Raw genomic sequence first — 23,472 nt, forward strand, 5'->3', positions numbered from 1 at the left:
TCAATATATTTTTGTTTATAAACCTAATTTGAGGGTCATAGTGAATTGTCGAGGCAATGGCGCAGCCACACCACCAGCATTAACAAACTCGGGGTCTTGGCCATTCAGTTTCTTATCTGCATAGATAAGGAAGAGGTTGGTGGCTTGGAGTTTAAGCGAGAGATGGGTGAACGGCGTGGATTTGAGCAACGATTTGGGTAGGTCGTAGCCCAAAGATATTTCTTTCATTCGTACGAAATCGCCCTTCGCCGTGCGGTTGCTTGTGTAGTTATAAGCGTTGTAAGCAATGCGTAACCTGCGGTTTGAGGCATAACTGCGATAAGGCAGAATTCCTGGAACGTTGGTTGTTAGCTCGTCGCCTGCTTGCACCCAGCGGTTTTTAAACTCTTTGGTCATCGACGTGAGGTCGTTATAACGTGCGCTAAACACGGGGTCGAGGCGCACATAACTGCCAAACGAATAGGTGACGAACACGTTTAAACGCCAGTTCTTCCATTTCAATTCGTTGCCCAACGAACCAGTGATGGTGGGTTCGGTTGGCCCTTCATAAATAAGATAACTATTGTCGATGCGGTTTTGAAAGTCAAGGTCGGTAGACGTCAACTCGTTCTTTTCGTTTAGATATGTGGGTATGCCTTTATCGGTTAGCCCTTTGAATGGCATCGAGAATATGGCGCGATGGGGGTAACCTTTCATTGTAAAGCCACTGCTGGCCTCGCCACTAATGAGGTCGATTGTACGCGCCTGACTCATCAACGAGGTAACTTCTGTGGTTACATGCGAGAAGATGAAGTTGGTTATCCAGGTTAAATCGCGACTCTTGATGTTGGTTGTTTGGATGGATAGTTCTTGACCTTGCGACTTCATCGAGGCTGTGTTGGCAAAGCGCACAATTTGTCCGCCCCCGCCTTGAGTGGCTATCGGACCAATCAAGTCGAAGTTGTTACGCCAGAAAAGGTCGAACGTTACGTTGATGCGATTGTTGAAAAAGCCTAGTTCAGAGCCCACATTAAACTCGTGTTTCTTTTCGTATGTGAGTTTTGAGTTTTCCAATTCGCTGGTCATAATGCCCGACTCTTTATCGTTTCCGAATATTCTATACGGTGTGTACGATTTCAAAATCTGCGTTGAATTGGTGTAAGTGGAAGGGCCAGGGTCGGCAGTTAGCGAGTACGAAGCGCGCACCATGGCATGCGTAAGCGTGTTCTTGAACGTGTTTTTAAACCACGGTTCTTCGCTTGCGTTCCAGCTTCCCGACACGTTCCATGTGGGCAACCAGCGTGCACTGCGGCTTCGTCCAAGGCGGTTGGTACCCTCATATCGATAGGTTCCGGTGAGGTTGTAGCGATGTTTATACGAGTAAGTACCTGTTGCAAAGAATGCAGCCGTGCGATTATAGGTGTTGTTAAGCGAATAATACACGGCGTTGTCGTCGATATTTTTCTTAAAAAACTCGTAGATATAGAAGGGAATTTCGCCTCCATCGTATTGCATACCCACTCCATTAAAGAATGTACGTTTACGGTCTACATTAGACACATCCAGTCCGCCAAGCACGTTAAGCGCATGCGTGTGGTCGAAGGTGTGGTTATAGTTGGCTGTGGCACGTATATCCCAACTTATCTTTTGAAGATCTGTTTTATGATAAAAGCCACCGCTAGGCAAAACCGATATTGGCAGTGCGTAAGCGTTAGTGGGATCTTTGTAAAGATAGCTGTTGGCATCGCGAATCAGTGCATTGTCCATGGCTCTGTAAGCTTGGGCCTGATTGGCGTGCTCGGTAATATTGTGTTCTTGTGTTGAGGTGTCGTATTGCACAGCGCCAATAACCGACAAACGCAAGTCGTTGATGGGCTTGTAAGCCAATTCGGCTTGAAACTTTGTGTTCAATACGTTCATGCCAATCTTGTTGTTCTCCAACTCGTTAAGAATGTTGAAGGGCGCATAATTGGCATGGTAGAACGTATAGGGGTCGAGTGCGCGCGACGTGTTCAGCGCATACGAATAGGGGTTGATGTCGAAATCGCGCTTCACCTGTCCGCTCACCACATCTACATCTTGCCCCAAAGTGCCAGGAGCCTGTTGCTTACGATACGAGGCCGATGCCAAAAGCGTGACCGAAAGGTTGTCTAGCAGGCGATGGGTGGCGTTGAAGTTGGCTGTGTAGCGTTGCACTTGCGAGTCTTTATACCATCCTGGGTCGGCCATGTACGACATCGACACGTAGTAGTTGGATTTAGTTGTACCACCGCTCAAACTCACAGAATGGTTTTGCATGATGGAGTTAGAGAATAGCTTCTCAAACCAGTTGGTATTGCGCATTTCGGCGCTATACAAATAAGCATCGCGAGCCTCTTTGGTGTTCTCCAAATAAAACTGTCCCGTTGTGGGATTAAAGGTGTTTATCAGTTCGTACATCTTTCCATACACACCATAATCACTACCATTGAGCACGCTCGAGAGATTGAGCCATCCCTTATCTTGCATCTCTTGGTAAATGCCCATTTGGTCTTGCGAGTTTAGAATGTTAAACTGGCTGTAGGTGGGAATCATACGCGAAGTAAATTCGCCTGTATAATTTACGTGTGCTTGTCCCGAACGACCTTTTTTTGTTGTAACAACGATAACGCCGCTCATGGCTCTAGCACCATAAATAGATGTGGCCGAACCGTCTTTAAGGATTTGAAAGCTTTCGATGTCGTCTGAATTGAGGCCCGCAATAGCCGAAGAGATAAGCGTTTCGGCATCGCCCGACGATAGCGCATCGGCACTAATATCGGTGATGTCTTCCTGCACCACGCCATCCACCACCCAAAGGGGCTTCGAATTGCCGTAGATGGAGGTGGCTCCGCGCACGTGAATTTTGGGTGCCGTGCCGAAAGTACCCGACACGTTTTGCACACTTACACCAGCCGAACGGCCTTCGAGCGAACGACTAATATCGGCCATACCGCCGATGATGGCATCGTTAGCCTTAATCTTATCCGTGGCTCCGGTAAACATTCTTCGGTCCATGTTCGACACACCCGTAACAACAACCTCGTTCAGCGTTTCGTTGTTGGGCGACAATGTAATTTTCATTGTGGGCTTAGGCGATAGTGTTTGCGTTTGCATTCCGATGTAGCTAACAACGATTTTCTTACCTTTGGGCACAGATAAGGTGAAGTTCCCGTTGAGGTCGGTCACTGCGCCCGTCTTTAAACCTTCCACAATGATGGATGCTCCAATGATGGGCTCGTTGTCTTCTGACGAGATAACTGTACCGGAAACTTGTGTTTGCGCCATCGCTATTCCTGCACTTAGGAAGAACGAGACTAGAAACAGCATAAGTCTTTTTTCCATAAAATCTCTCATTTAATTAATAATTAATACAACAATTTACAAGTTTCTATTTACAATAGTTTATGTGGTAACATAGAAATGTTCTATTTTCAAAGAGAGTTGGTGCAGCCGAGAGCAGCTGTCCTTATATATATTCTGTTGGTCTTCTTCTTGTTCTATTTGCCTGATAGGTGTATTTTGGTTCTATATCTTGCGATTATAGCATTGGTACAATATATGATTTACGTTTGCAAAAATAACAATTGTTATCTTAAACACCAAAATAATGTGATGATTTATTACATATAGGCATAAAAATGTTTGTTTATGTTAGTTTTATGCTGTTTTGATTTGCGCTGTCTTTTTTATGGTTTATTGGGCGCGAACCTCTGTGTTTAAGAGACTAGAGGGTTTGTTTTGTGTGTTAGTAATATGATATTTTATGTTCTCTTTCGTTTTCTTTTCTGACCTCTTAGTTGCTTTTGTGTTTGTGCAAATGCGCTAAGTGTTGCACAAAATTGCTGGTATAAAGGTTCAAGAACCTTGTTTTCTTGTTTTGAGTAATAATATTTTACAAACTTTGTTCGTTGTGTGCATTCTTCTAGAAGCAAAAAATGCTGTGCCAAAGGTGGGCAAATGATGCCCGTGAGGCGATTTTTGGGCTCTGTTTTGGTGTAAGTGCTTGTGTGATGGCATATTACGTGTTTGAATGTTTTTTGCAAATAACAGTTCGTGTGTTTGTGTGTTTTTGCCTCGTTGTTGCTCCTTATGGTGGTAAAATAGTAGGGAGAAATTGACGAATAATTGCTAGTTATGGTGTAAATACTTGATTAGTAGTGAGTTAGTGGGCGAGGTATAAATCTCCATGTAGTGGAATGTAAGTTGCAAGTTGGTGTTAGGAGTGTGGTTTTTTCAAAGGGTTGGTTTGCATGTTTATGATGTAATGGTTGTAAAATGCAGCAAATAGACTTGCGTTTTGTAGGAGATAGCGCTGCGTTTAGCACGAGATAGCACTGCGTTTTGCACGAGATAGCACTGCGTTTTGTAGGAGATAGTACTACGATTTGTTGGAAATAGCAGTGTTTTGTCTTGCTTTTTACGACTTCTGCAACTATATGCAAAATACCCCTTTTAATACTCCGTTTTATGCAATCTACTGGAGAGTGGGTTGTAAAAACGTAGTGAAAATGTGTTAATTTATTGGCGGAATAATTTACAAAATGGTAAGGCAGGCTGCAAAGCGTGCAAAAGCGAGACTAAGTGCTTTGCTTAAGAAAGCGGCTAGTGGTTGTGCTCAATGATGTAATGGGATGTTGCGGCTTTGTTTTGCGAAGATAAAGCCGAATGTAAGTGGGTGTTTGCTTGGTATTAGCGTTTTAGTTCAAATAAGTGGTAAGTGGTTTAACCACCGATTGGGGGTAAAGACTATGTTAAGGATGGGTAAAGGTTATGGAGGTGATGGTCAATGACTATGTTGTACAAACATTCAATGGCTTTATTATGCACAAGCCCCAGCCCTCCATACGGCGTAGAGGGGTGGGGCAGGGTTGATGGTTGCTTGCTTGTCAAACGGTGGTTGCCGGGCAAGTGTTGGTTGTTTCTCGTTAAGAGATGGCTGCTTGCTTGTTAAGCTTGGGGTTACTTGCTCTGCTTCTGTTCTAGCATAGGCAGATAGGCGCCATATCCCTGTGCCTCCATTTGCTCTTTAGGCACAAAACGGAGCGAGGCACTGTTGATGCAATAGCGCAAACCACCACGTTCGCGTGGGCCATCGTTGAACACATGCCCCAAGTGGGCGTTGCCTTTTGCCGATCGCACTTCGGTGCGAACCATGCCATGCGAGCGGTCTTCGCTGTTGTTGAGCACGCTGTTGTCGATGGGTTTAGAGAAAGCGGGCCATCCGCAGCCCGAATTAAACTTGTCGGTAGAGAGGAAAAGGGGTTGGCCCGTGGTTACATCCACGTAGATGCCTTCGCGAAATTCGGCATCGTATTCGTTGTCGAAAGGCTTTTCGGTGGCGCCGTTCTGTGTTACCTCGTATTGTAGGGGTGTGAGTTTGCTTCGTAGTTCTTCGTTGGAGGGTTTGGTGTATTGCTTTGTCACCGTATTTTTTTTATTGGCATTACGAGCCATGTCGAACAAAGCCTGTGGCAGATGGCAATAGCCTGTGGGATTTTTCTCCAAATAGTCTTGGTGATAATCCTCGGCATCATAGAAATTTTTTAGTGGCAGCACCTCCACTTGCAATGGTTGTTGGTGCTGTTTGGCCACCTTTTCCATTTCGGCCATAATCAAAGGCAGGTCGTTTTTGTTGGTGTAGTAAATGCCAGTGCGATATTGTGTGCCCACGTCGTTGCCCTGTTGGTTGAGCGATGTGGGGTTAATCGACTTGAAATAGAGTTGCAGTAGCAGTGTAAGGGGTAGTCGTTCGGGGTCGTAGGCCACGCGAACAGCCTCGGCAAAGCCCGTTTTGTCGGTGCACACTTCTTGGTACGAGGGATTTTTACCATGCCCGTTGGCATATCCCGTTTGTGTTTCTAGCACGCCATCTATCTGCTTAAGATAGTGTTCTGTTCCCCAAAAGCATCCGCCAGCGAGGTATATTTCTGCTTTTGTGTTCATTGTTTGTACTTTATTTTCTTTAATTTTACTATTGCCTGAGCAGCATATCACAAGCGCGCATATTGCTGTTATAGCTATTTTTAATGTGAGTCTACTCATCTCTTTGTTGTTTTTTGTTGCTACAAAGCTATACATTTTTAGGCTAAGAGCCAAAGAAAATGGCACTTTTTAAAGGTGTGCGAAGAAAAAATGCTATCTTTGCATATTAGCTTTATGGCATGGCGAGTGAGTTATGTGGCTGTGCAATGTGGCTTTTAAATCATGGCTTATGGCAGAAAACGTACTTATACGGCAGGCCACGACGGCCGACATTGACACTGTGATGCTGCTCTTAGAACTAGGAAGGCAACGTATGGAGGCCTCGGGTAATAGGCATCAGTGGACTGTGGGCTATCCGCGGCGTGATACTGTTGAAGAAGATGTGCGTAGAGGGCAGTGTTATGTGATGGAGATGGCGGGGATATTGGTGGCCACTTTTGTGCTGGCGCAAGGGCCCGACCCCACTTATGCGCGCATCTGGCATGGGCAATGGATAGACAATGAGCAGCCTTACAGTGTGATACATCGCATGGCTGCACGGCCCACAATGCACGGTGTGTTTGCGCTTGTGATGCAATTTTGCAAGCGCATGGCCACAAATTTGCGCATCGACACGCATCAAGACAATGCTTCCATGTTGCACAACATTCGCAAACATGGTTTTGAATATTGTGGCGTGATACACGTTGGCGATGGCAGTGAGCGCCTGGCTTTTCAATGGATGGATAAAGATAAACCCTAAAAAATAGATAAGATGAAAAAAATTTTTATGCTTAATAAGATGCTTGTTGGACTGATGCTGATGGCGTTGGCCATGCTGGCACAGCCTGTTTGGGCACAACACGACTTTAGTAAACCGCGCAAATTGTATGGATATGGATTAGATCAGCGCTATGTTTATTTTGAAGGGCGCCTGATGAGTGGGGCAGATGCACGCTCGTTTGAATATCTAGGGCATGGCTATGCGCGCGACCGCCGGTCGGTGTATTATTGTGGCGAGGTGCTCAAGGGAGCCAATCCGCGCACGTTTCGTGTGCTGGGCGATGCCGAGGAGCAGCCCGCAGTGATTGTGTCAGACCGTGTTACGCCTAGTAACGACCAGCGTGGAATGGCCGATTGGGAAAGTTTCCCGGCCGAAATGCTACCTGGTAACAACCTGGGTTTTGGTTATTCTAAAACCGATTACGATGTGTATTATCTGGGAAAGAAAATCAATGCCTCTATCGCCAGCTTTAGAGTGCTGAACTTTGGCTATGCCAAGGATGCGTTTAACATTTTCTTCCAGGGCGTAGAGGTTAGGGGTGCCTCCAACAGTTCGTTTAAAGTGCTGCTCGATGGTTATGCCAAAGACTCTTTTAGTGCCTACTATTGTGGCGAAGAAATACCCAATTGCAATGTGCGACGCTTTGAATGCATGGGCAACGGAGTGGCACGCGACAATATGAATAAGTATTATTTAGGAAAAAAAGTGGAGTGGTAACGGGGCGGCTTTGTACCCAATCGCATCACAATGAAGGGCATGGTAGGCGCCAGGGAGCGCTGTTGTGCTGTGCCTATGTATCAAAAAATTAGGATAACAAGAAAGAAACATGAAGAAAATATTAAACATGTTGCTACCCAACGTGCAACAAAATTGCAGTACAGCCGCCTTGTTGTTGGTGGCTCGTGTGGTATTCGCGCTTTTGTTGGCCTCGCATGGCTTGCAAAAACTTGAAGGATTTGAGCAGATGTCGGCCCATTTCCCCGATCCCTTGGGAGTGGGCAGCAGCCTATCGCTCGCGTTAGCCATCTTTGGCGAATTGGTTTGCTCGGTGGCATTGGTGTTTGGTGTGCTTAGTAGGCTGGCTTTATTGCCTATGATATTTACTATGTGTGTGGCCTTTTTTGTGGCGAATGGCGGTTCGATAGCAGAGGGCGAATTGGCATTTGTTTATCTAGTGGTGTTTGTTCTGCTGTTCTTTGCAGGTCCTGGACGCTTCTCGGTAGACGGCTGGTTGGCTAAAAAGCTGGCTTAAAAAATAAGATAGCGAGGACAAACGCGAAACAAAGTATCGCGTTTACCCCCGCTTTTTGATAACAAAATGGGGTTAAGCAGGTAAAGCAAGCTTATATTGTTAACCCAACTCACAACGTAAAATCCATCAACAACGTTCTACACGATGATAGAACATCAATTAGTCTTGATCATTGCGCTCATTTTGGCCATTTGTTTATTGATTATGGTGAGTCAGCGCGTAAAAGTGGCCTATCCCATTATGCTTGTATTGGGTGGTGTGGCAATGAGTTTCATTCCCGGCATGCCCCGTTTCAATATCAATCCCGACTTGATATTCCTTGTGTTTTTGCCACCTATACTGTACGAAGCGGCGTATTACAACTCGTGGAAAGAACTGTGGCGATGGCGCAGGATAATAGGTTCGTTTGCCTTTATTGTGGTGTTTATCACGGCCCTTGTTGTGGGATTTATAGCCAACACCTTTATTCCGGGTTTCTCGGTGGCCCTTGGTTTTTTGTTGGGTGGCATTGTTTCGCCCCCCGATGCCGTGTCGGCAGCCACCATTATGAAATTTGTAAAGGTGCCAAGGCGTATATCGGCCATTCTGGAAGGCGAGAGTTTGTTCAACGATGCCAGTTCGCTCATCATCGTTAAGTTTGCCCTTATTGCCATAGGGACAGGTCAATTTGTGTGGTATCAAGCAGCAACATCCTTTATATGGATGGTGATTGGTGGCGCTGGAGTGGGCGTGCTGCTGTCGTATGTGCTTATTAAGTTGCACAAATGGCTGCCCATGGACGAGAATATCGACACGATGTTCACCATTCTTAGCCCGTATGTGATGTATATTTCTGCCGAAACCGTTGAGGCATCAGGCGTGTTGGCCGTGGTGAGTGGTGGGCTTTACTTCAGTTATCGCCGCATACTAATCGTTGGTTCGTCGTCGAGATTGCGTTCCGAGCATGTGTGGAACTTCCTTATTTTCTTGCTCAATGGTATGGCATTTTTGCTTATCGGACTGGATTTGCCCGAGATAATGACCGGTTTGAAAGAAGATAGCGTGAGTCTTTGGATGGCAACAGCCTACGGTTTGCTCATCACCATGGCACTAGTGGTTATCCGTATGGGTGCGGCTTTCAGTGCAGTGTTTATCACACGCTTTATGAGTAAGTTTATTACGGTGGCCGATGCGCGCCCTCAAGGTATCTCTGGACCCTTCATTTTGGGCTGGACAGGCATGCGCGGAGTGGTGTCGCTGGCTGCAGCTTTGTCTATTCCGCTGTATATTCCAGACACGCAAATAGCTTTTCCCGAACGAAGTTTGGTGCTCTACATCACGTTTATGGTGATAACCCTCACGCTAATATTCCAAGGATTGACGCTTCCCGTGCTGCTCAAGAAGGTGAAACTGCCCAATTACGACGACCATTTGCCCCACGAAGAAACCCAACGCATCATCCGAATAGGTATGGCACAGGCCAGTCTTGACTTTCTGGAGCGCAACAATATGTGCGAAGATATACCCCATTCGGCGGTGTTAAACAATCTGGTGAACCACTGGAACGAGCTGTTGGAAAGTGAAGGGAGCGCCACACTCTACGATGAGGTGGTGCGAAAAACCTATCGCGAGATACTTGAAGAGCAACGATTGTGGTTGAACAAGCTTAACAACGAAAACGAAAGAGTGGACGAGGAACTTGTGAGACACTTTATTCATCGCATCGACTTGGAAGAAGAACGCCTATTGAAAGAGTAAAACACAAGGCACAGATGTAGAAAATAAGCTTAGAAGAGGTTGTATTTTAATGCTATTGTCCTAACTTTGCAAACAAGATGTGGCAAAATCTGTGTTACTTGCCATAGCATGTGGCCTTGTTTTGCTGCATGCTGTGTGGTATTGAACATCGCCATTTAAAACATTAAGATATGGAAAAAACAAGTTTGCTAAAACAATTGTCGCAACTGTGTGTGGTGGTTGCCATCGTTATAACCTTGTATAGCGTGCTTACAAAACAGGTTGTAACCTGCCATTTTGCCTTCCCCTTTGGGGTGGATTTCAACCTTTCGCCCCATGTACTGTGGATAATTGTGGGCATGCAGCTGTTGCTTTACCTGCTCATCACCAAAATACGAATGACCAGTTATCGCATTAACAGCAAACGATTTGAAATAGTACAGACAGAAGAAAACATGCAACTGATGCACCAATTCAGAGAAAGATTGCTCTTAACCGTTAACTTGGTGCTGCTTTATATGGTGTTAAGTTTTGCAGGCATGGTGCCATTCACGATATTTTTGCCCAATTTGTTGTTGGCAATCATCGGCATAATGCTTGTAAAACTGCTATACACGATATGGAAAAATAGTCAAAATCCATAGCCACACATCCCCTTTTTATGTTATTTTGCAGCGTGGCTTAGAGCCAGTTGCACAATTTTGCGTAACTTTGCAGTCGCAAATAGGCCTTGTCTGCCCACAAACAACAGCTGTGGGCAGTGCAGGGCGCATGCGCATATACAATATTAACAGATACACAAACAATAAAATTATGGCATATCTTTTTTCGTCTGAGTCGGTTTCAGAAGGTCATCCTGACAAGGTTTCCGACCAAATATCCGACGCATTGGTAGACCAATTCTTGGCCTACGACGACGAAGCGCACTGCGCAATAGAAACATTTGTAACCACAGGTCAAGTGGTTATCATGGGCGAAGTGCGTTCCGATTCGTACATCGACCTGCAGACTATCGCTCGCAACACCATCAATCGCATAGGTTACACCAAATCGGAATATCAATTCGACGGCAATTCGTGTGGTGTGCTCACCGCTATTCACGAACAAAGCGACGACATCAACCGTGGAGTTAGTCGCGAAGAAGCCGAAGAACAGGGTGCTGGCGACCAAGGAATGATGTTTGGTTACGCCACCAACGAAACCGAAAACTACATGCCTCTGTCGTTAGACCTGGCCCACTTGTTGATGATTACGCTGGCCGAGATAAGGAAAGAGGGCAAAGAGATGACTTATTTGCGCCCCGACTCAAAGAGTCAGGTGACGGTGGAATACTCCGACGACGGACAACCCGTGCGCATCGACACTATCGTGGTGAGCACTCAGCACGACGATTTTGGTCCCGACGACGACCAGATGCTCGCAAAGATTAAGGCCGATGTGCTCAGTGTGCTGATGCCTCGCGTGAAAGCGCAGATAACAAGCCCCAAAGTGCTGGCTCTTTTCAACGATGATATCAAGTATTTTGTTAACCCCACAGGTAAATTTGTTATCGGTGGCCCTCACGGCGACACAGGTTTGACAGGCCGAAAAATAATCGTAGACACCTACGGCGGTAAGGGAGCACACGGCGGAGGCGCCTTCTCGGGCAAAGACCCAAGTAAGGTAGACCGCTCTGCTGCTTATGCTGCGCGCCACATTGCCAAGAATATGGTGGCAGCAGGTGTGGCCGATGAGATGCAGGTTCAGGTGAGTTATGCCATCGGTGTGGCCAAACCCGTTAACATCTATGTAAACACTTACGGCCGAAGTAAGGTGAAATTCACCGATGGCGAAATAGCACAAAAGGTGGCCGAACTGTTCGACTTGCGCCCAAAAGCCATCGAACGCACCCTTAAACTGCGCCAACCCATCTACACTGAGACAGCCGCTTACGGGCATATGGGCAGGAAAAACGAGGTGGTGAAGAAGACTTTTACCAGTCGTTATCACGAAACAAAGGTGATGGAGGTGGAGTTGTTTACCTGGGAAAAGCTCGATCGCGTAGCCGATATCAAGAAAGCGTTCGGTCTTTAATCGCTTGCAGCATGCCCCGATGCCCATAGCTTAACAGCATAGACGGTTAGCGGGGCATGCCTTGCCCTTATCATATAATGTATCCTTGTAGGTCAACGCTTTGTTAATGCCACGAGGCGCAAGCCACGAGCAAAGAAAAGGCCTGCAATATCATTCCTAACACATCCCAACAAGCCCACTCCGAAACGTGCTCAAACCCGTTAAAGAACTACATTATATCGCCTCTGCCGACACCACGGCAACCGAAACCGCCTTAGTAGACAGCGCAAAGGCGGCTAAACCCAAGGTGCTAACACCCAAGGAGGTGCTTAGTTGGTTGCCCTATGACGCCACTCCCGAGCAGCAAGATTCGGCCATTCAGGCGCATTTTAAGCCCGGACCCATCAATTGGAGCGAGCGTCCCGACACGCTTCACCTACCGGGACACGCGGTGGGAAAGGATGTACGCATCGTGGATTTGCCACTATATTATCGCGAATCGTTTTTCTCGAAGAGCCATTTTTATCATCCCGAGCTTCCCGCTGGTAGGCCCGGCGTGGCTGGCGACCCCGTTCCTTACACCATTGCTAGCGACAATTTGCTCACCTCGTTGCTGCTAGCGTGCTTCATGTTAGGCTGTGTGGCCTTTGCTCAGTCGCGCGATTTCATCTTCCGACAGGTGAAACACTTCTTCCGAGTGCGCAACGAAGGAACATCCGAAATAGCCGAAACAACGGGCGAAATACGCTTCCAGGTGTTCTTGGCCGTACAAACAAGCTTGCTCTATGCCATCCTTTTCTTCCTTTATCTGCGACACCAGCGCATCGAAACCTTTATTGCCGAGCAGTTTGTTGTTATCGGGATACTGGCCGCTTTGGTGGCAGGCTACTTCCTTTTAAAGACCTTTGCACATTGGTTTGTGGGCTGGGTGTTCTTTGGAAAACGCAAAAACACACAGTGGCTCAAGTCTTATCTCTTCCTTGTTTCATCGCAAGGCGTATTGCTTTTGCCACTGGTAATGTTGCAAGCCTACTTCGAACTGAGCATGCAAAGCAGTATAATCTATGTGGCCAGCGTGTTAGGGGCAAGCAAGTTGCTGTCGTTTTACAAGACCTACCTTATCTTTTTCCGTAAAAAAGGCCCTTTTCTGCAGATTTTTTTGTACTTTTGCGCTCTCGAAATTGTGCCTTTGTTCGCCCTATGGGGCGTATTAACAATAGCCTCCAATTATTTGAAAATCAATTTTTAAGAAAGTAGATGGTAAAAAAGATATTAATATCTCAACCCAGACCGACGAGTGATAAGTCGCCCTACTTCGATATAGAGAGAGAGTATGGCGTTGATTTGGTGTTCCGACCCTTTGTACAGGTAGAGGGCATTACGTCAAAAGAGTTTCGCCAACAAAAGGTAAGTATTCCCAATTACACGGCAATCGTGTTCACGTCGCGCCACGCAATCGACCACTTTTTTACGCTGGCCAAAGAGTTGCGCGTTACTATTCCCGAGACACTAAAGTATTTTTGTGTAACCGAAACAATTGCATTGTACATCCAAAAATACGTGCAATATCGCAAACGTAAAGTGTTTTTCGGTACAACGGGCAAGATGGAAGACTTGCTGCCCACCATGGCAAAGCACAAACAAGAGAAGTATCTCGTGCCAATGAGCGACAACCATAACGACGATATCGCCAAACTGCTCGACTCGAAGAAGTTAAATCACACCGAATGCGTGATGTATAGAACCATCACCAACGACTTTACGCCCGAAGAAATTAAGAACTTCGATTACGATATGCTCATCTTCGTGAGTCCCACGGGGGTGAAATCGTTTGTTAAAGACTTCCCTAACTTCAAGCAGGGCGACGTTCGTATAGGCACTTTTGGTCCTGCAACGTCGAAAGCTATCGTGGATGAGGGCTTGAGACTCGACTTCCAAGCTCCTTCGAAAGAGTATCCATCGATGTCGGGGGCGCTCAAAGCCTACCTCGACGAACATAAGTAAGGCGCCTTGTTGGCATGATGACTACACTTGCCTCATGCCAAAAGGGCGTGCCCTACACACTATTGGCTCGCGTGCTTGCAACTTAAGGCTAGCACTAAAAGCCAAACCCCAACTCCAAACACCAGTAACATGCCAGCAACGGTAACACAAAAGCTCAGTAAACAAGAACGTGCCTGTGGCAAAAAGCTCACCGAGGCACTCTTCTGTGGTGCTAATAGCCGTTCGTTTGCTGCCTTCCCCTTGAGGGTTGTTTATCTGGTGCAACCGCTATTGCAGGCCGAAAACCCCGAAAAAGCAGCCGCACAAATGATGGTGAGCGTGCCAAAAAGGAAGTTTAAACATGCTGTCGACCGCAATAGGGTGAAGAGACAGCTACGCGAAGCCTTTCGAAAAAACAAGCACTTGCTTTACGATAAACTGCCAGAAGGGCAACAACTCACGATGGGTTTTCTCTGGCTCGACCATGTTCACCATGCTTCGGCCGTGGTTGAGGCTAAGGTTCAAAACCTTTTACGACGCATAGGAGAAAGCTTATGAATGCCCTTCGCTCCTTTTTAGTGCTGCTTAGGCGAGTGGCCGTGTGGCTCTTGCTGTTGCCTATTCGCTTCTATCAGTTGGCCATTTCGCCCTATACGCCTCCCGCTTGTAGGTTTACACCCACTTGTTCTGAGTATGCCAAGCAGGCCATTATTAAGCATGGGCCGTTTAAAGGATTGGCCATGGCCGTGTGGCGACTGCTTAGATGCAATCCCTGGGGTGGCAGTGGGTACGACCCAGTGCCGTGAAATACAAACCCCAAGCCTGTAACAAGGCTTCTAATTCGTGAACTAACAAAACTCGTTTACGCGTTAACTTGCGAACTAATAAACCTGTTTACTCGTTAACTTGTCAACTAGTAATAACCATTTCATAAATCCCGATGAAGAAAAATTTTGTAGAAGAACTAAGATGGCGCGGCATGTTGGCCCAAATTATGCCAGGTACTGAAGAACTGTTGCAAAAAGAAACCGTGACCGCTTATTTGGGAACCGACCCCACAGCCGACTCTTTGCACATCGGGCATCTTGCCGGTATCATGATGCTTAGGCACTTGCAGATGTGCGGACACAAACCTATCATACTCGTGGGAGGTGCTACTGGTATGATTGGAGACCCCTCGGGCAAGAGCATGGAACGTAACTTGCTCGATGCACAAACACTATATCACAACCAAGAATGCATCAAAGCGCAGGTGGCTAAGTTTCTCGACTTCAACGCTGAGGGCGATAACGCTGCCGAAATGGTGAACAACTACGACTGGATGAAGGACTTTTCGTTCCTTGATTTCGCGCGTAAGGTGGGCAAACACATCACCGTTAACTACATGATGGCGAAAGATAGCGTTAAAAAACGCCTTAATGGCGATGCTAGAGACGGTCTTTCGTTCACCGAATTTACTTACCAATTGCTGCAAGGTTACGACTTTCTTCACCTCTACGAAACCAAAGGTTGCAAGCTACAACTTGGTGGTAACGACCAATGGGGCAACATGACAACTGGTGCAGAGCTTATTCGTCGCACCTTAGGTGTTGAAGCCGAGGCCTATGCTCTTACCTGTCCGCTCATCACTAAGGCCGACGGAACAAAGTTTGGCAAAACAGAAAGCGGAAATATTTGGCTCGATGCTAAGCGCACTTCGCCTTATATGTTCTACCAATTCTGGCTCAATGTGAGCGATGCCGATGCCGAACGCTATATTAAGATTTTCACTTCGCTGGATAAAGACACGATTGATGCCTTGATTGCTGAGCAGAACGAAGACCCAGGACGTAGACCTTTGCAAAAGCGTTTGGCCGAAGAAGTAACGGTAATGGTTCATTCGCAGGCTGCTCTTGAACAGGCTATGGAGGCCAGCAACATCCTTTTTGGAAAAGCCACTAAGGAAAGTTTGCTTAAACTCGACGAACAAACGCTGCTCGATGTCTTCGAAGGCGTGCCTCATTACGAAATGGATAAGTCGCTGCTTGGCCAACAAGCTATCGAACTTTTCACACGCGAGGATGTGCCTGTGTTTGCTAGCAAGGGCGAAATGCGTAAGCTGGTGCAGGGCGGAGGCGTGTCGCTCAACAAGGAAAAGCTGGCTGCTGCCGACTATCTTGTTACTGCCGACGACCTTATTGATGGCAAATATTTACTGGTGCAGCGCGGTAAGAAAAACTATTACCTGCTCATCGTGAAATAATACACCCTGGCATTGGTCTCTAACGACCAATGTGCAAGGCTAACGAACATAAAAATTTGGGCATTCGCAAGTGGTATTCCACCTTGCGAATGCCCAATTTTTATGCCTTAAAGGCTAGCCTGTAGTGGCTGTTATGCCTCCACTCGACGTGTACCCATGCGAGCTTCAACCACGTTAACCACGTAGTCGGCCAGCTTTTCGCACTCGTTAATAATGTCCATATACATCGTTCCCACGTTGTAAGTGTATTCGTGGTTGTTGATGTCGAACACGTTTTGCGTACGCAATTGCGTGCGATAATTGTTGATTTCTGTTTCGATATTAAACGAGCGGTTAACGTCTAGATGCTCTTTACGTCCGCGAATGATAACATTCATCTGCGACAGACTATCGTCGGTGAGTTCAAACATCTGATGTATGCGCTCGTATTGCTTCTCAGTAAAGTCTTCTTTCGAGTTCACCAGTCGGCTAATGGTGCGTGCTAGGTTGTAACAGCTGTCGCCAATACTTTCTAACTCGGTAATCTCGCGCATCATATCGCGTATCTTAGCCTTGGTATCGTCGCTCAAGTGGGCATCGCTCACGGCGCTAAGATACTTTGCAATTTCTTGCTCCATGTTGTCAGAAATGTTTTCATACTTCTCGATACGCGTGTAAAGCTTCACAAACTCCGATTCGTCGTGTGTGCTAAGCAGTTCGCGCACCATGCCAAACATCCGTTGCATGCGTTCTGCAAAGCTGCTAATTTCTTTTTGAGCCTCGAGCACAGAAAGCTCGGGAGTTTTCATAATGCCAGCTTGTATGAAACGCAAACGGAAGTCTTCTTCTTCGTCTTTCTTGCCCGACTTGATTATCCAACACACAATCTTCTCTATCTGGGGGATGAACCAGATAAGAATTCCCGTATTAAAGAGGTTGAAAAAAGTGTGGAACATGGCCAGGATAATGGGCAATGTTTTTGCCAAATCGGTGGCGCTGGGCGCGGCTGCTGTGGGGTCGTAGCCCACAAGGCGGCATATCATGTTCACGAAGGGATAGAAGAATATCAGTACCCAAATCACACCAAACACGTTAAACACTAAGTGGGCCATGGCTGTGCGGCGAGCTTGCACGTTAGAACCAAGCGCCACGAGGTTGGCTGTTCCTGTGGTTCCGATGTTCTCGCCCATAACCAATGCAATGCCAAGATATATGGGTAGCACGCCCGTGGTGCAAAGAAGGATGGTGATAGCCATCACTGCTGCCGACGATTGCACGATAAGGGTGATGATTGTGCCTATCAACAAGAAGATGAGTATAGAGAAATAGCTGTTTACATCAAACGAACTAAAAAAGTCGATAGCGGCCTGGTTGTGTTGCAAATCGAGCGATTTGCCTGTGTCGCTAAGCAAAACAAGACTGTAAAACAAAAAGGCTATACCAAAAAGGAAGTCGCCTTTATATCGCTGTTTGCGATTGTAGATAAGCATAATACCCACCATGAAAGCTGGGAAAACAAAGCTAGTGAGGTCTATAGAGAAGCCCAACGACATAATCCAAGCCGTTAGCGTGGTACCAATGTTGGCACCCATAATCACCGATATGGCCTGGGCCAACGTGAGCAAGCCTGCATTTACAAACGAAACGGTCATCACCGTGGTGGCCGTAGACGACTGAACGGCGCTCGTAATCAGCGTTCCTGTTAGCATGCCTGTAAAGCGGTTGGTGGTCATTGCACCCAAAATGTGGCGCAACTGGGGACCTGCCATCTTCTGTAATGCTTCACTCATTATCTTCATACCATAAATGAGCAATGCAAGCGAACCCGCAATCTTAAAAATAAAAACCAGATAATTGCTTGTATCCATAAATAAACTTTAATGTGGTGGCTTACTCTTGTGACTTTGAAATATATTCTTTAACTTTACACTCACTAAATTCTTAATGTAGCTAAGCATGAAACAGTTCATCCAAATACGATGCAAAAATAATAAAAAAACCGCAAAGGTTGCTATCGGAAGCACACTTTATGATGTTTTTCATGAATTAAATCTTGATATGCCTTACGGGCCAGTAAATGCCAAAGTGAATAACAAGATTGAAGGTATGCATTATCGACTTTATCACAATAAGGATATTGAGTTTCTTGATTTGCATTCGCCCTCGGCCCTGCGCACTTATACGCGCACGCTCTTTTTTGTGCTTTGTAAAGCCGTGCGCGACCTATATCCGCACTCGCGCGTGGTGATTGACATCCCCGTGAGCAATGGTTATTATGTGGATTTAGACATCCAACGACCCATAACGCCCGATGATGCCAACGCCATTAGGCTGCGAATGCAAGAGATTGTGGAGGCACGCATGCCCATATCGCGACACGAAACCACCACCGAGGCCGCCATAGAAATGTTTAAAAAGGTGGGCGACGAGTCGAAAGTGCGATTACTCGAAACTGTTGGCTCGCTCTACACCACTTATTATCAGCTTGATAAGTATGTGGATTTTTATTATGGTTCGCTGCTAACCAACACGCGCGAACTGCGACTCTTTGGACTTGAACCTTACTACGATGGACTGTTGCTGCGCGTTCCTTCTAGTGCCGACCCCTCTAAACTGGGCGAACTGGTGACACAAGATAAGATGTTCGAGATTTTTAAAGAGCATCACCGATGGCAACAAATTCTAGGCATTCGCACCGTGGGCGACTTTAATCACGCTGTTGCTAATGGGTTGAGTGCCGACATGGTGCATGTGTCGGAGGCTTTGCAAGAAAAAAAGATTGCTCGCATTGCCGATGAAATTGCGGCTAGACCCAAAGTGCGAATGGTGTTGCTGGCCGGACCGTCGTCGTCGGGTAAAACCACCACCTGCAAACGCCTCTCGGTGCAACTGCTGGCCAATGGCATTAAACCCGTACAAATATCGTTAGACGATTATTTTGTTAACCGCGAACAGACTCCAAGAGACGAAAACGGGGAGTACGATTACGAAAGCTTGTACTCGCTGAACATTGCTTTGCTTAATCAACACCTCGCCGCTCTCTTCCGTGGTGAAGAAGTGCAGATGCCGAAATACAACTTTGTGGAGGGTAAAAGCGAACCTACTGGCAAACTGCTGCACCTGCCACAAGACAGTGTGCTGGTGGTGGAAGGCATTCATGCGCTTAACCCCGAACTTACTTCGCTCATCCCCGATGAACAAAAGTATAAGGTGTATGCCTCGGCACTAACAACCATCTTGCTAGACGACCATAATTATATCCCCACAACCGATAACCGACTGCTTAGACGCATTGTGCGCGACCATAAATATCGCGGTGTGTCGGCTGCCGAAACCATTAAACGTTGGCCCAGTGTGCGCGCTGGCGAAACCAAATGGATTTTCCCTTATCAGGAAGAGGCCGATGCTATGTTTAATACGGCCATGCTTTTCGAACTGGCTATTATCAAAACACAGGCCGAACCGCTGCTTGAGCAGGTGCCAGAAAATAGCGATGAATATTCTGAAGCCTATCGCCTTCGCAAATTCTTGCGCTATTTTGCCCCCATGCCCTTCCATCAATTGCCACCAACTTCTTTGCTACGCGAGTTTTTGGGCGGTAGTTCGTTTAGTTATTAACGCTTTAAAACTTGTGCGTTAAGGTGTAAATACTGGTGGCACACAAGCAAGGACAGGCCAATTACATTGTGCGGCCTTGTCTTTGCTTGTGTGTTTTGTGGGCTTGCTTGTTTGTTTTGTGTTGCATTGCTTGTCTTTGTGGGCTGGTTACTGGGTGGTTTGTTGTATTGTTGGCTGCTAACTTGTAGGCCATTAGTAGGTTAGCAACATTTTCTTTTCTTGAAAAAATGCATTAACGAGCAATCCTCATTGTCTAGCGAGCCACATCGACCTGTAAATAGCGCCAACTCATTCGCACTCCATCTTCTTTATACATTCTTTTTTGTAAAATAATATTACTAGATTTTAACATTGTGAGTGCCAACTCCATTCACTAAGTTGGAAATGGCTCGCTTTTTACCGCGTATTTTTTAAGTTTGTAAATCCTTGATTGGTAGAATGTTAGGGTTGTTTTTGGGTGAAACATCCCTCTTTTGAGGCATTATGTCCACTCAAAACTAAGTAAAGGCAAACCATCAACAAATAATACCGTTTTCTTAACAAGCATTCAAAAGGCTAATACAAGCCTCTAATCGTGTGATTTTACGTTTAAGTGATTGAATAGTAAGGGTTTAAGTGGAATTTGTGTGTTTTTTAAGTCGCAAAAAGCCACTAAAAACTTTGCAAATAGCAGCAAATAGCATTGCGTTTTGTAGGAGTTAGCATCGCGTTTTGTAGGAGATAGCATTGCGTTTAGCACGAGTTAGCACTGCGTTTTGTAGGAGTTAGCAGTGTAAAATGGTGTATTTAGGCTTCCATTATTTGCGCTTTATATTACATTTTGCGCTTCAAAATAGGGTAATACCATTTTTTTTGCGAAGCGAATTTTCTGCCCAAATTACCCAAATAGAACGCCCAAAAGGTGCTTTTTGCTAAAAAACTGCCCAAAGTAGGTGCAGAACCTTGCCAAAAAATCGCCCTTTTCGCCCCAAAATTCTCCTTTTTGTGCTGGTTGTACTTCTAGATTGGCGCTTGCGATGATTGTGTCTTGTAAAGAAAAGATACGCTTTAAACTTTCCAAACCCTCCTTGTGTGCTTGTGTTTAGGGTATATTTATCCAGCGTGCGTTGTGTGGTTTATAGATACAATCAATGCAATAATAGAAAGAACCGTTTTTTGGTATTGGGCGTAATGCCTAACTTTGCAATCGAAAAGACAAGGATACATAATCACAATTATAAATATAGAAAGGAACAAAAAGATGAGTACATTAAAGTATTTAGGATTAGACGAAAAGAAGGTTCAACCCGTAGTAGAAGGTTTGTCGCAGCTTTTGGCCGACTTCCAGGTGTTTTATGCCAATCTTCGCGGCTTGCACTGGAATGTTAAAGGCAAACGTTTTTTCTCGTTGCATGCCAAGTACGAAGAACTTTATAACGACGCCGCAGAAAAGATAGACGAGATTGCAGAGCGCCTTTTGCAACTGGGAGCAACACCCGAAAACCGCTTTAGCGAATATCTTAAGGTGAGTTCGATTAAAGAAACAGGCAATCAACCTACTGGTAAAGAGGGCGTTGAAACTGTGCTCGACAATCTTAGCAACCTGATTAAGCAAGAACGCGAACTGAGCAAACTGGCTTCTGAAATTGACGATAACGCTACTGTTGGCTTGATTGACGGATTTCTTGAGGGTCAAGAGAAAACTGTTTGGATGCTTGTTTCGTTCTTAGATAAGAGCTACAAAAAGTAAAACATAGGGCTCGAAATGGGCCGAAGCCATACGCATGGCGTGCTTTGCCACCCTTGTGTATATAGGTTAAAAACGCTGGGCAGCGACCTTGTCAAAAGGGTCGCTGTCTTTTTATGCCCTTTATAAGGGCGCAAGTGTGGCTGTTGCAGAGTGGGTGTTTGGATGTTGTGAGCAAGGGGTCGCCAGTGTCTCATATATTGTGAGACTGGCGCCTTGTAATAAGTGTTTTTGTACGCATGTTATTGATTGATAATTGTTTACGAGCGGTTGTTGGATTATGTTAAAGGCCAGCGAGCTGGTCTAAAATTCAATATATTTGCTTATCTTTGCATACCAGTTATGGCGCGCTTAATTAAGTTCCATGCTTCTACATCCTTATTATGAAGGCCGAAACAGAACCTAGACGCGCTAGTTTTAAATTAGAGATAGGATTAAATAATGAGAATAATCATTGTTGTGGCATCTATAATGATGCTCTTTGCCGCCTGTGGAGGCGACGACAATACAATAACACCCACACCTATAACACCCCCAACGGAAGTAAAGACAAACGAAGTTACAGCAGACGACCTTGTGAAGTTTTTCAATCTCGATAAGCAACTCCTTGTTTATCAAGCATTGGAAAAGGCTAAAACCACTCTGGGAAAGAAAACCATAAATGGTAAAGAACTGAATGTTACGGCCGTGAGCGTGGTGAAAAGCGACAACGTGAAGGGTACATTCACATTGAAGGTTAAGGGCATATGTGCCAACAAAGCCTTTGTGAAGGATGTGGACTTTAATGGCTTTGCGGTAAGACCTTCAAACTATGACATGGCTAAACGTGCCGTTGCTTCGTGGAAAGTGGGTGTAAACCCATTAACCGAGTTCGATTTTGATGAGCTTTACCGTTTGAAAGATAACAGTAAATTTACGGCACAATATCTGCAAAAGCTGGTAGACTTGAAGGCTTCGGCAATCAATGGCAGCGCTAACTACACCTTTACGGCCGATGATTGGGCTAAAACCACGATTAGCGATGTGCGCTATGTGCCCGACAATAACGGGACGGGAAGCATTGCTTTCAACATAAGCTATAACGGTATAGAGGGCAAAAAAGGCGATGGCAGAGATGGTTCGCCCCGTCTATCGTTTAGCAAACGCGATTATTATGCAACGAAAGTGACGGTTAAAACTAATCAAACGAAAAGCATGTACATGCGTGGTGTGTACGAGTATATCGAATTTTACCGTTCGTATGTGCTCAACTTCGACGCAAGCAAGTTCGTGCCTTACTTTGAAAGTAAACACTATAACTATAGCGAAAATGCATTTGACCTCACTGTTAGACTTGTGGCTAGGGATGGACAAGAAACCCCTTTGGCTACATTCACAATGAAAGTGGCTGGGTTTAGACCAATTTCAGATTTGTCTGACGAGCTTACAATTAGTACTTATGACAGGTTGAACCTGTTTTTTGGTAAACGTTTTAGAGGTAAGGCCGATGGCGATTACACGGCAAAGGTTAAAGCCTTGTCGCAAAAACTGTGGCTACACCTTGCCGACTTGTATATCACTCGCGACAACTTTCAACACTTGCTCTATGGCCGCGACGAGCGTAGCGATAAGGGTAATTACAACGTTGAAGTGTGGAGGCCTAATAATGGCAGTATTTACAACCAGGATGTTTACTTGGTGGATCTGAAAATCGAGGTTCTATCGGCTAAGAAAGTGGGCAATTTCCTTGAGCTTACGTATAAGTTTGTTGCAGCCAATGAGGTCTCGTTTAATGGTAAACAGCATACTTTTAAGGTGCATCTTATGGAGGAATAATGATATTAAAAGTGCTAGCTTGCCTTGGCAGCTGGTTTTTTTGGGGCTAGGGGCTTTGGTTTTGCTAGAGCTTCTAGCCTTTTTTGCTGGATAAGGGGATAGGTTTACTAGGTTGTTTTTGGGGTTCTAGGCGTTCTAGGTTTTCTGGTTGCGGTTGGTTTTCTAGGTATTCTAGGTTTTTTAGTTGTTCTAGTTGTTTTAGGTATTCTAGGTGTTCTAGTTGTTCTAGGTTATTATTGGGTTTTCTAAGTAGGGATATTCAGTAAATATCTAACTAATTGTTTGTCACTGTAATATATTATTTGTACCTTTACATAAAAACCCCCGAACGACCCATCACGGGC

The 23,472-nt window shown here is 45.7% G+C and carries 17 protein-coding genes; 14 read left to right on the top strand and 3 right to left on the bottom strand.

The window, feature by feature from the left end; all coding sequences use genetic code 11:
• Window positions 1-15: 15 nt before the first annotated feature.
• Window positions 16-3,342, bottom strand: a complete 3,327-nt coding sequence (locus tag QME03_RS08710) for a SusC/RagA family TonB-linked outer membrane protein (RefSeq protein WP_281724119.1) — start codon at window positions 3,340-3,342, stop codon at window positions 16-18.
• Window positions 3,343-4,959: 1,617 nt separating this feature from the next.
• On the bottom strand, window positions 4,960-6,042 hold the full coding sequence (msrB, locus tag QME03_RS08715) for a peptide-methionine (R)-S-oxide reductase MsrB (protein WP_281724120.1): 1,083 nt from the start codon (window positions 6,040-6,042) through the stop codon (window positions 4,960-4,962).
• Between the two features lie 169 nt (window positions 6,043-6,211).
• Here msrB and QME03_RS08720 point away from each other — a divergent pair, with 169 nt between their 5' ends.
• The 11 genes from QME03_RS08720 (at window position 6,212) to tyrS (ending at window position 15,990) form a co-directional block, all read left to right on the top strand.
• Window positions 6,212-6,724 carry a GNAT family N-acetyltransferase gene (locus QME03_RS08720; protein WP_281724121.1) on the top strand — a complete coding sequence of 171 codons (513 nt, stop codon included), beginning with the start codon at window positions 6,212-6,214 and terminating at the stop codon, window positions 6,722-6,724.
• Between the two features lie 12 nt (window positions 6,725-6,736).
• Complete coding sequence (locus QME03_RS08725; protein ID WP_281724122.1) at window positions 6,737-7,462, top strand: DKNYY domain-containing protein; 726 nt, start codon at window positions 6,737-6,739, stop codon at window positions 7,460-7,462.
• Between the two features lie 109 nt (window positions 7,463-7,571).
• Entirely contained in the window at window positions 7,572-7,997 is a 426-nt protein-coding gene (locus tag QME03_RS08730) for a DoxX family protein (RefSeq protein WP_281724123.1), read from the top strand.
• Window positions 7,998-8,141: 144 nt separating this feature from the next.
• Entirely contained in the window at window positions 8,142-9,734 is a 1,593-nt protein-coding gene (locus QME03_RS08735) for a Na+/H+ antiporter (protein ID WP_281724124.1), read from the top strand.
• 170 nt (window positions 9,735-9,904) lie between these two features.
• A complete protein-coding gene (locus tag QME03_RS08740) occupies window positions 9,905-10,357 on the top strand; it encodes a hypothetical protein (RefSeq protein ID WP_281724125.1) in 453 nt (150 codons plus the stop codon).
• 169 nt (window positions 10,358-10,526) lie between these two features.
• Window positions 10,527-11,786, top strand: a complete 1,260-nt coding sequence (metK, locus tag QME03_RS08745; protein WP_281724126.1) for a methionine adenosyltransferase — start codon at window positions 10,527-10,529, stop codon at window positions 11,784-11,786.
• A gap of 187 nt (window positions 11,787-11,973) precedes the next feature.
• Entirely contained in the window at window positions 11,974-13,014 is a 1,041-nt protein-coding gene (locus QME03_RS08750; RefSeq protein WP_281724127.1) for a DUF4271 domain-containing protein, read from the top strand.
• 8 nt (window positions 13,015-13,022) lie between these two features.
• Window positions 13,023-13,769: a uroporphyrinogen-III synthase gene (locus QME03_RS08755; protein WP_025816726.1), complete on the top strand. Its 747-nt coding sequence runs from the start codon at window positions 13,023-13,025 to the stop codon at window positions 13,767-13,769.
• Window positions 13,770-13,898: 129 nt separating this feature from the next.
• Window positions 13,899-14,306, top strand: coding sequence for a ribonuclease P protein component (locus QME03_RS08760; protein ID WP_274947130.1), 408 nt, complete (start codon window positions 13,899-13,901; stop codon window positions 14,304-14,306).
• Window positions 14,303-14,554, top strand: coding sequence for a membrane protein insertion efficiency factor YidD (yidD, locus tag QME03_RS08765; RefSeq protein WP_281724128.1), 252 nt, complete (start codon window positions 14,303-14,305; stop codon window positions 14,552-14,554). Before QME03_RS08760 ends, yidD begins: the two co-directional genes overlap by 4 nt.
• 134 nt (window positions 14,555-14,688) lie before the next feature.
• A complete protein-coding gene (gene tyrS / locus QME03_RS08770; protein ID WP_274947129.1) occupies window positions 14,689-15,990 on the top strand; it encodes a tyrosine--tRNA ligase in 1,302 nt (433 codons plus the stop codon).
• A 131-nt stretch (window positions 15,991-16,121) separates the two neighbouring features.
• Here tyrS and QME03_RS08775 read toward each other — a convergent pair whose 3' ends face one another.
• A complete protein-coding gene (locus QME03_RS08775; protein ID WP_281724129.1) occupies window positions 16,122-17,837 on the bottom strand; it encodes a Na/Pi cotransporter family protein in 1,716 nt (571 codons plus the stop codon).
• An 88-nt stretch (window positions 17,838-17,925) separates the two neighbouring features.
• On the opposite strand from QME03_RS08775, the gene QME03_RS08780 reads away from it, so the two are divergent.
• The 3 genes from QME03_RS08780 to QME03_RS08790 all read left to right on the top strand — a co-directional run bounded on the left by QME03_RS08780 (window position 17,926) and on the right by QME03_RS08790 (window position 23,128).
• Entirely contained in the window at window positions 17,926-19,587 is a 1,662-nt protein-coding gene (locus QME03_RS08780) for a nucleoside kinase (RefSeq protein WP_281724130.1), read from the top strand.
• A 1,240-nt stretch (window positions 19,588-20,827) separates the two neighbouring features.
• Window positions 20,828-21,316: a Dps family protein gene (locus QME03_RS08785; protein ID WP_281724131.1), complete on the top strand. Its 489-nt coding sequence runs from the start codon at window positions 20,828-20,830 to the stop codon at window positions 21,314-21,316.
• A 438-nt stretch (window positions 21,317-21,754) separates the two neighbouring features.
• The gene (locus QME03_RS08790; protein WP_281724132.1) at window positions 21,755-23,128 is read left to right on the top strand and encodes a hypothetical protein; all 1,374 of its coding nucleotides are present in this window, start codon (window positions 21,755-21,757) and stop codon (window positions 23,126-23,128) included.
• The last annotated feature ends 344 nt before the right edge of the window (window positions 23,129-23,472 follow it).

Source organism: Hoylesella shahii (assembly GCF_937990675.1).
GTDB classification, from domain to species: domain Bacteria; phylum Bacteroidota; class Bacteroidia; order Bacteroidales; family Bacteroidaceae; genus Prevotella; species Prevotella shahii.

Bases quoted from the DNA above. Each gene is read 5' to 3' on its own strand.
- QME03_RS08710 (WP_281724119.1), bottom strand. From the start codon at position 3,342: ATGGAAAAAAGACTTATGCTGTTTCTAGTCTCGTTCTTCCTAAGTGCA.
- QME03_RS08720 (WP_281724121.1), top strand. From the start codon at position 6,212: ATGGCAGAAAACGTACTTATACGGCAGGCCACGACGGCCGACATTGAC.
- QME03_RS08740 (WP_281724125.1), top strand. From the start codon at position 9,905: ATGGAAAAAACAAGTTTGCTAAAACAATTGTCGCAACTGTGTGTGGTG.
- QME03_RS08775 (WP_281724129.1), bottom strand. From the start codon at position 17,837: ATGGATACAAGCAATTATCTGGTTTTTATTTTTAAGATTGCGGGTTCG.
- QME03_RS08735 (WP_281724124.1), top strand. From the start codon at position 8,142: ATGATAGAACATCAATTAGTCTTGATCATTGCGCTCATTTTGGCCATT.
- QME03_RS08755 (WP_025816726.1), top strand. From the start codon at position 13,023: ATGGTAAAAAAGATATTAATATCTCAACCCAGACCGACGAGTGATAAG.
- QME03_RS08785 (WP_281724131.1), top strand. From the start codon at position 20,828: ATGAGTACATTAAAGTATTTAGGATTAGACGAAAAGAAGGTTCAACCC.
- metK (WP_281724126.1), top strand. From the start codon at position 10,527: ATGGCATATCTTTTTTCGTCTGAGTCGGTTTCAGAAGGTCATCCTGAC.
- QME03_RS08790 (WP_281724132.1), top strand. From the start codon at position 21,755: ATGAGAATAATCATTGTTGTGGCATCTATAATGATGCTCTTTGCCGCC.
- msrB (WP_281724120.1), bottom strand. From the start codon at position 6,042: ATGAGTAGACTCACATTAAAAATAGCTATAACAGCAATATGCGCGCTT.
- yidD (WP_281724128.1), top strand. From the start codon at position 14,303: ATGAATGCCCTTCGCTCCTTTTTAGTGCTGCTTAGGCGAGTGGCCGTG.
- QME03_RS08760 (WP_274947130.1), top strand. From the start codon at position 13,899: ATGCCAGCAACGGTAACACAAAAGCTCAGTAAACAAGAACGTGCCTGT.
- QME03_RS08725 (WP_281724122.1), top strand. From the start codon at position 6,737: ATGAAAAAAATTTTTATGCTTAATAAGATGCTTGTTGGACTGATGCTG.
- QME03_RS08730 (WP_281724123.1), top strand. From the start codon at position 7,572: ATGAAGAAAATATTAAACATGTTGCTACCCAACGTGCAACAAAATTGC.
- QME03_RS08780 (WP_281724130.1), top strand. From the start codon at position 17,926: ATGAAACAGTTCATCCAAATACGATGCAAAAATAATAAAAAAACCGCA.
- tyrS (WP_274947129.1), top strand. From the start codon at position 14,689: ATGAAGAAAAATTTTGTAGAAGAACTAAGATGGCGCGGCATGTTGGCC.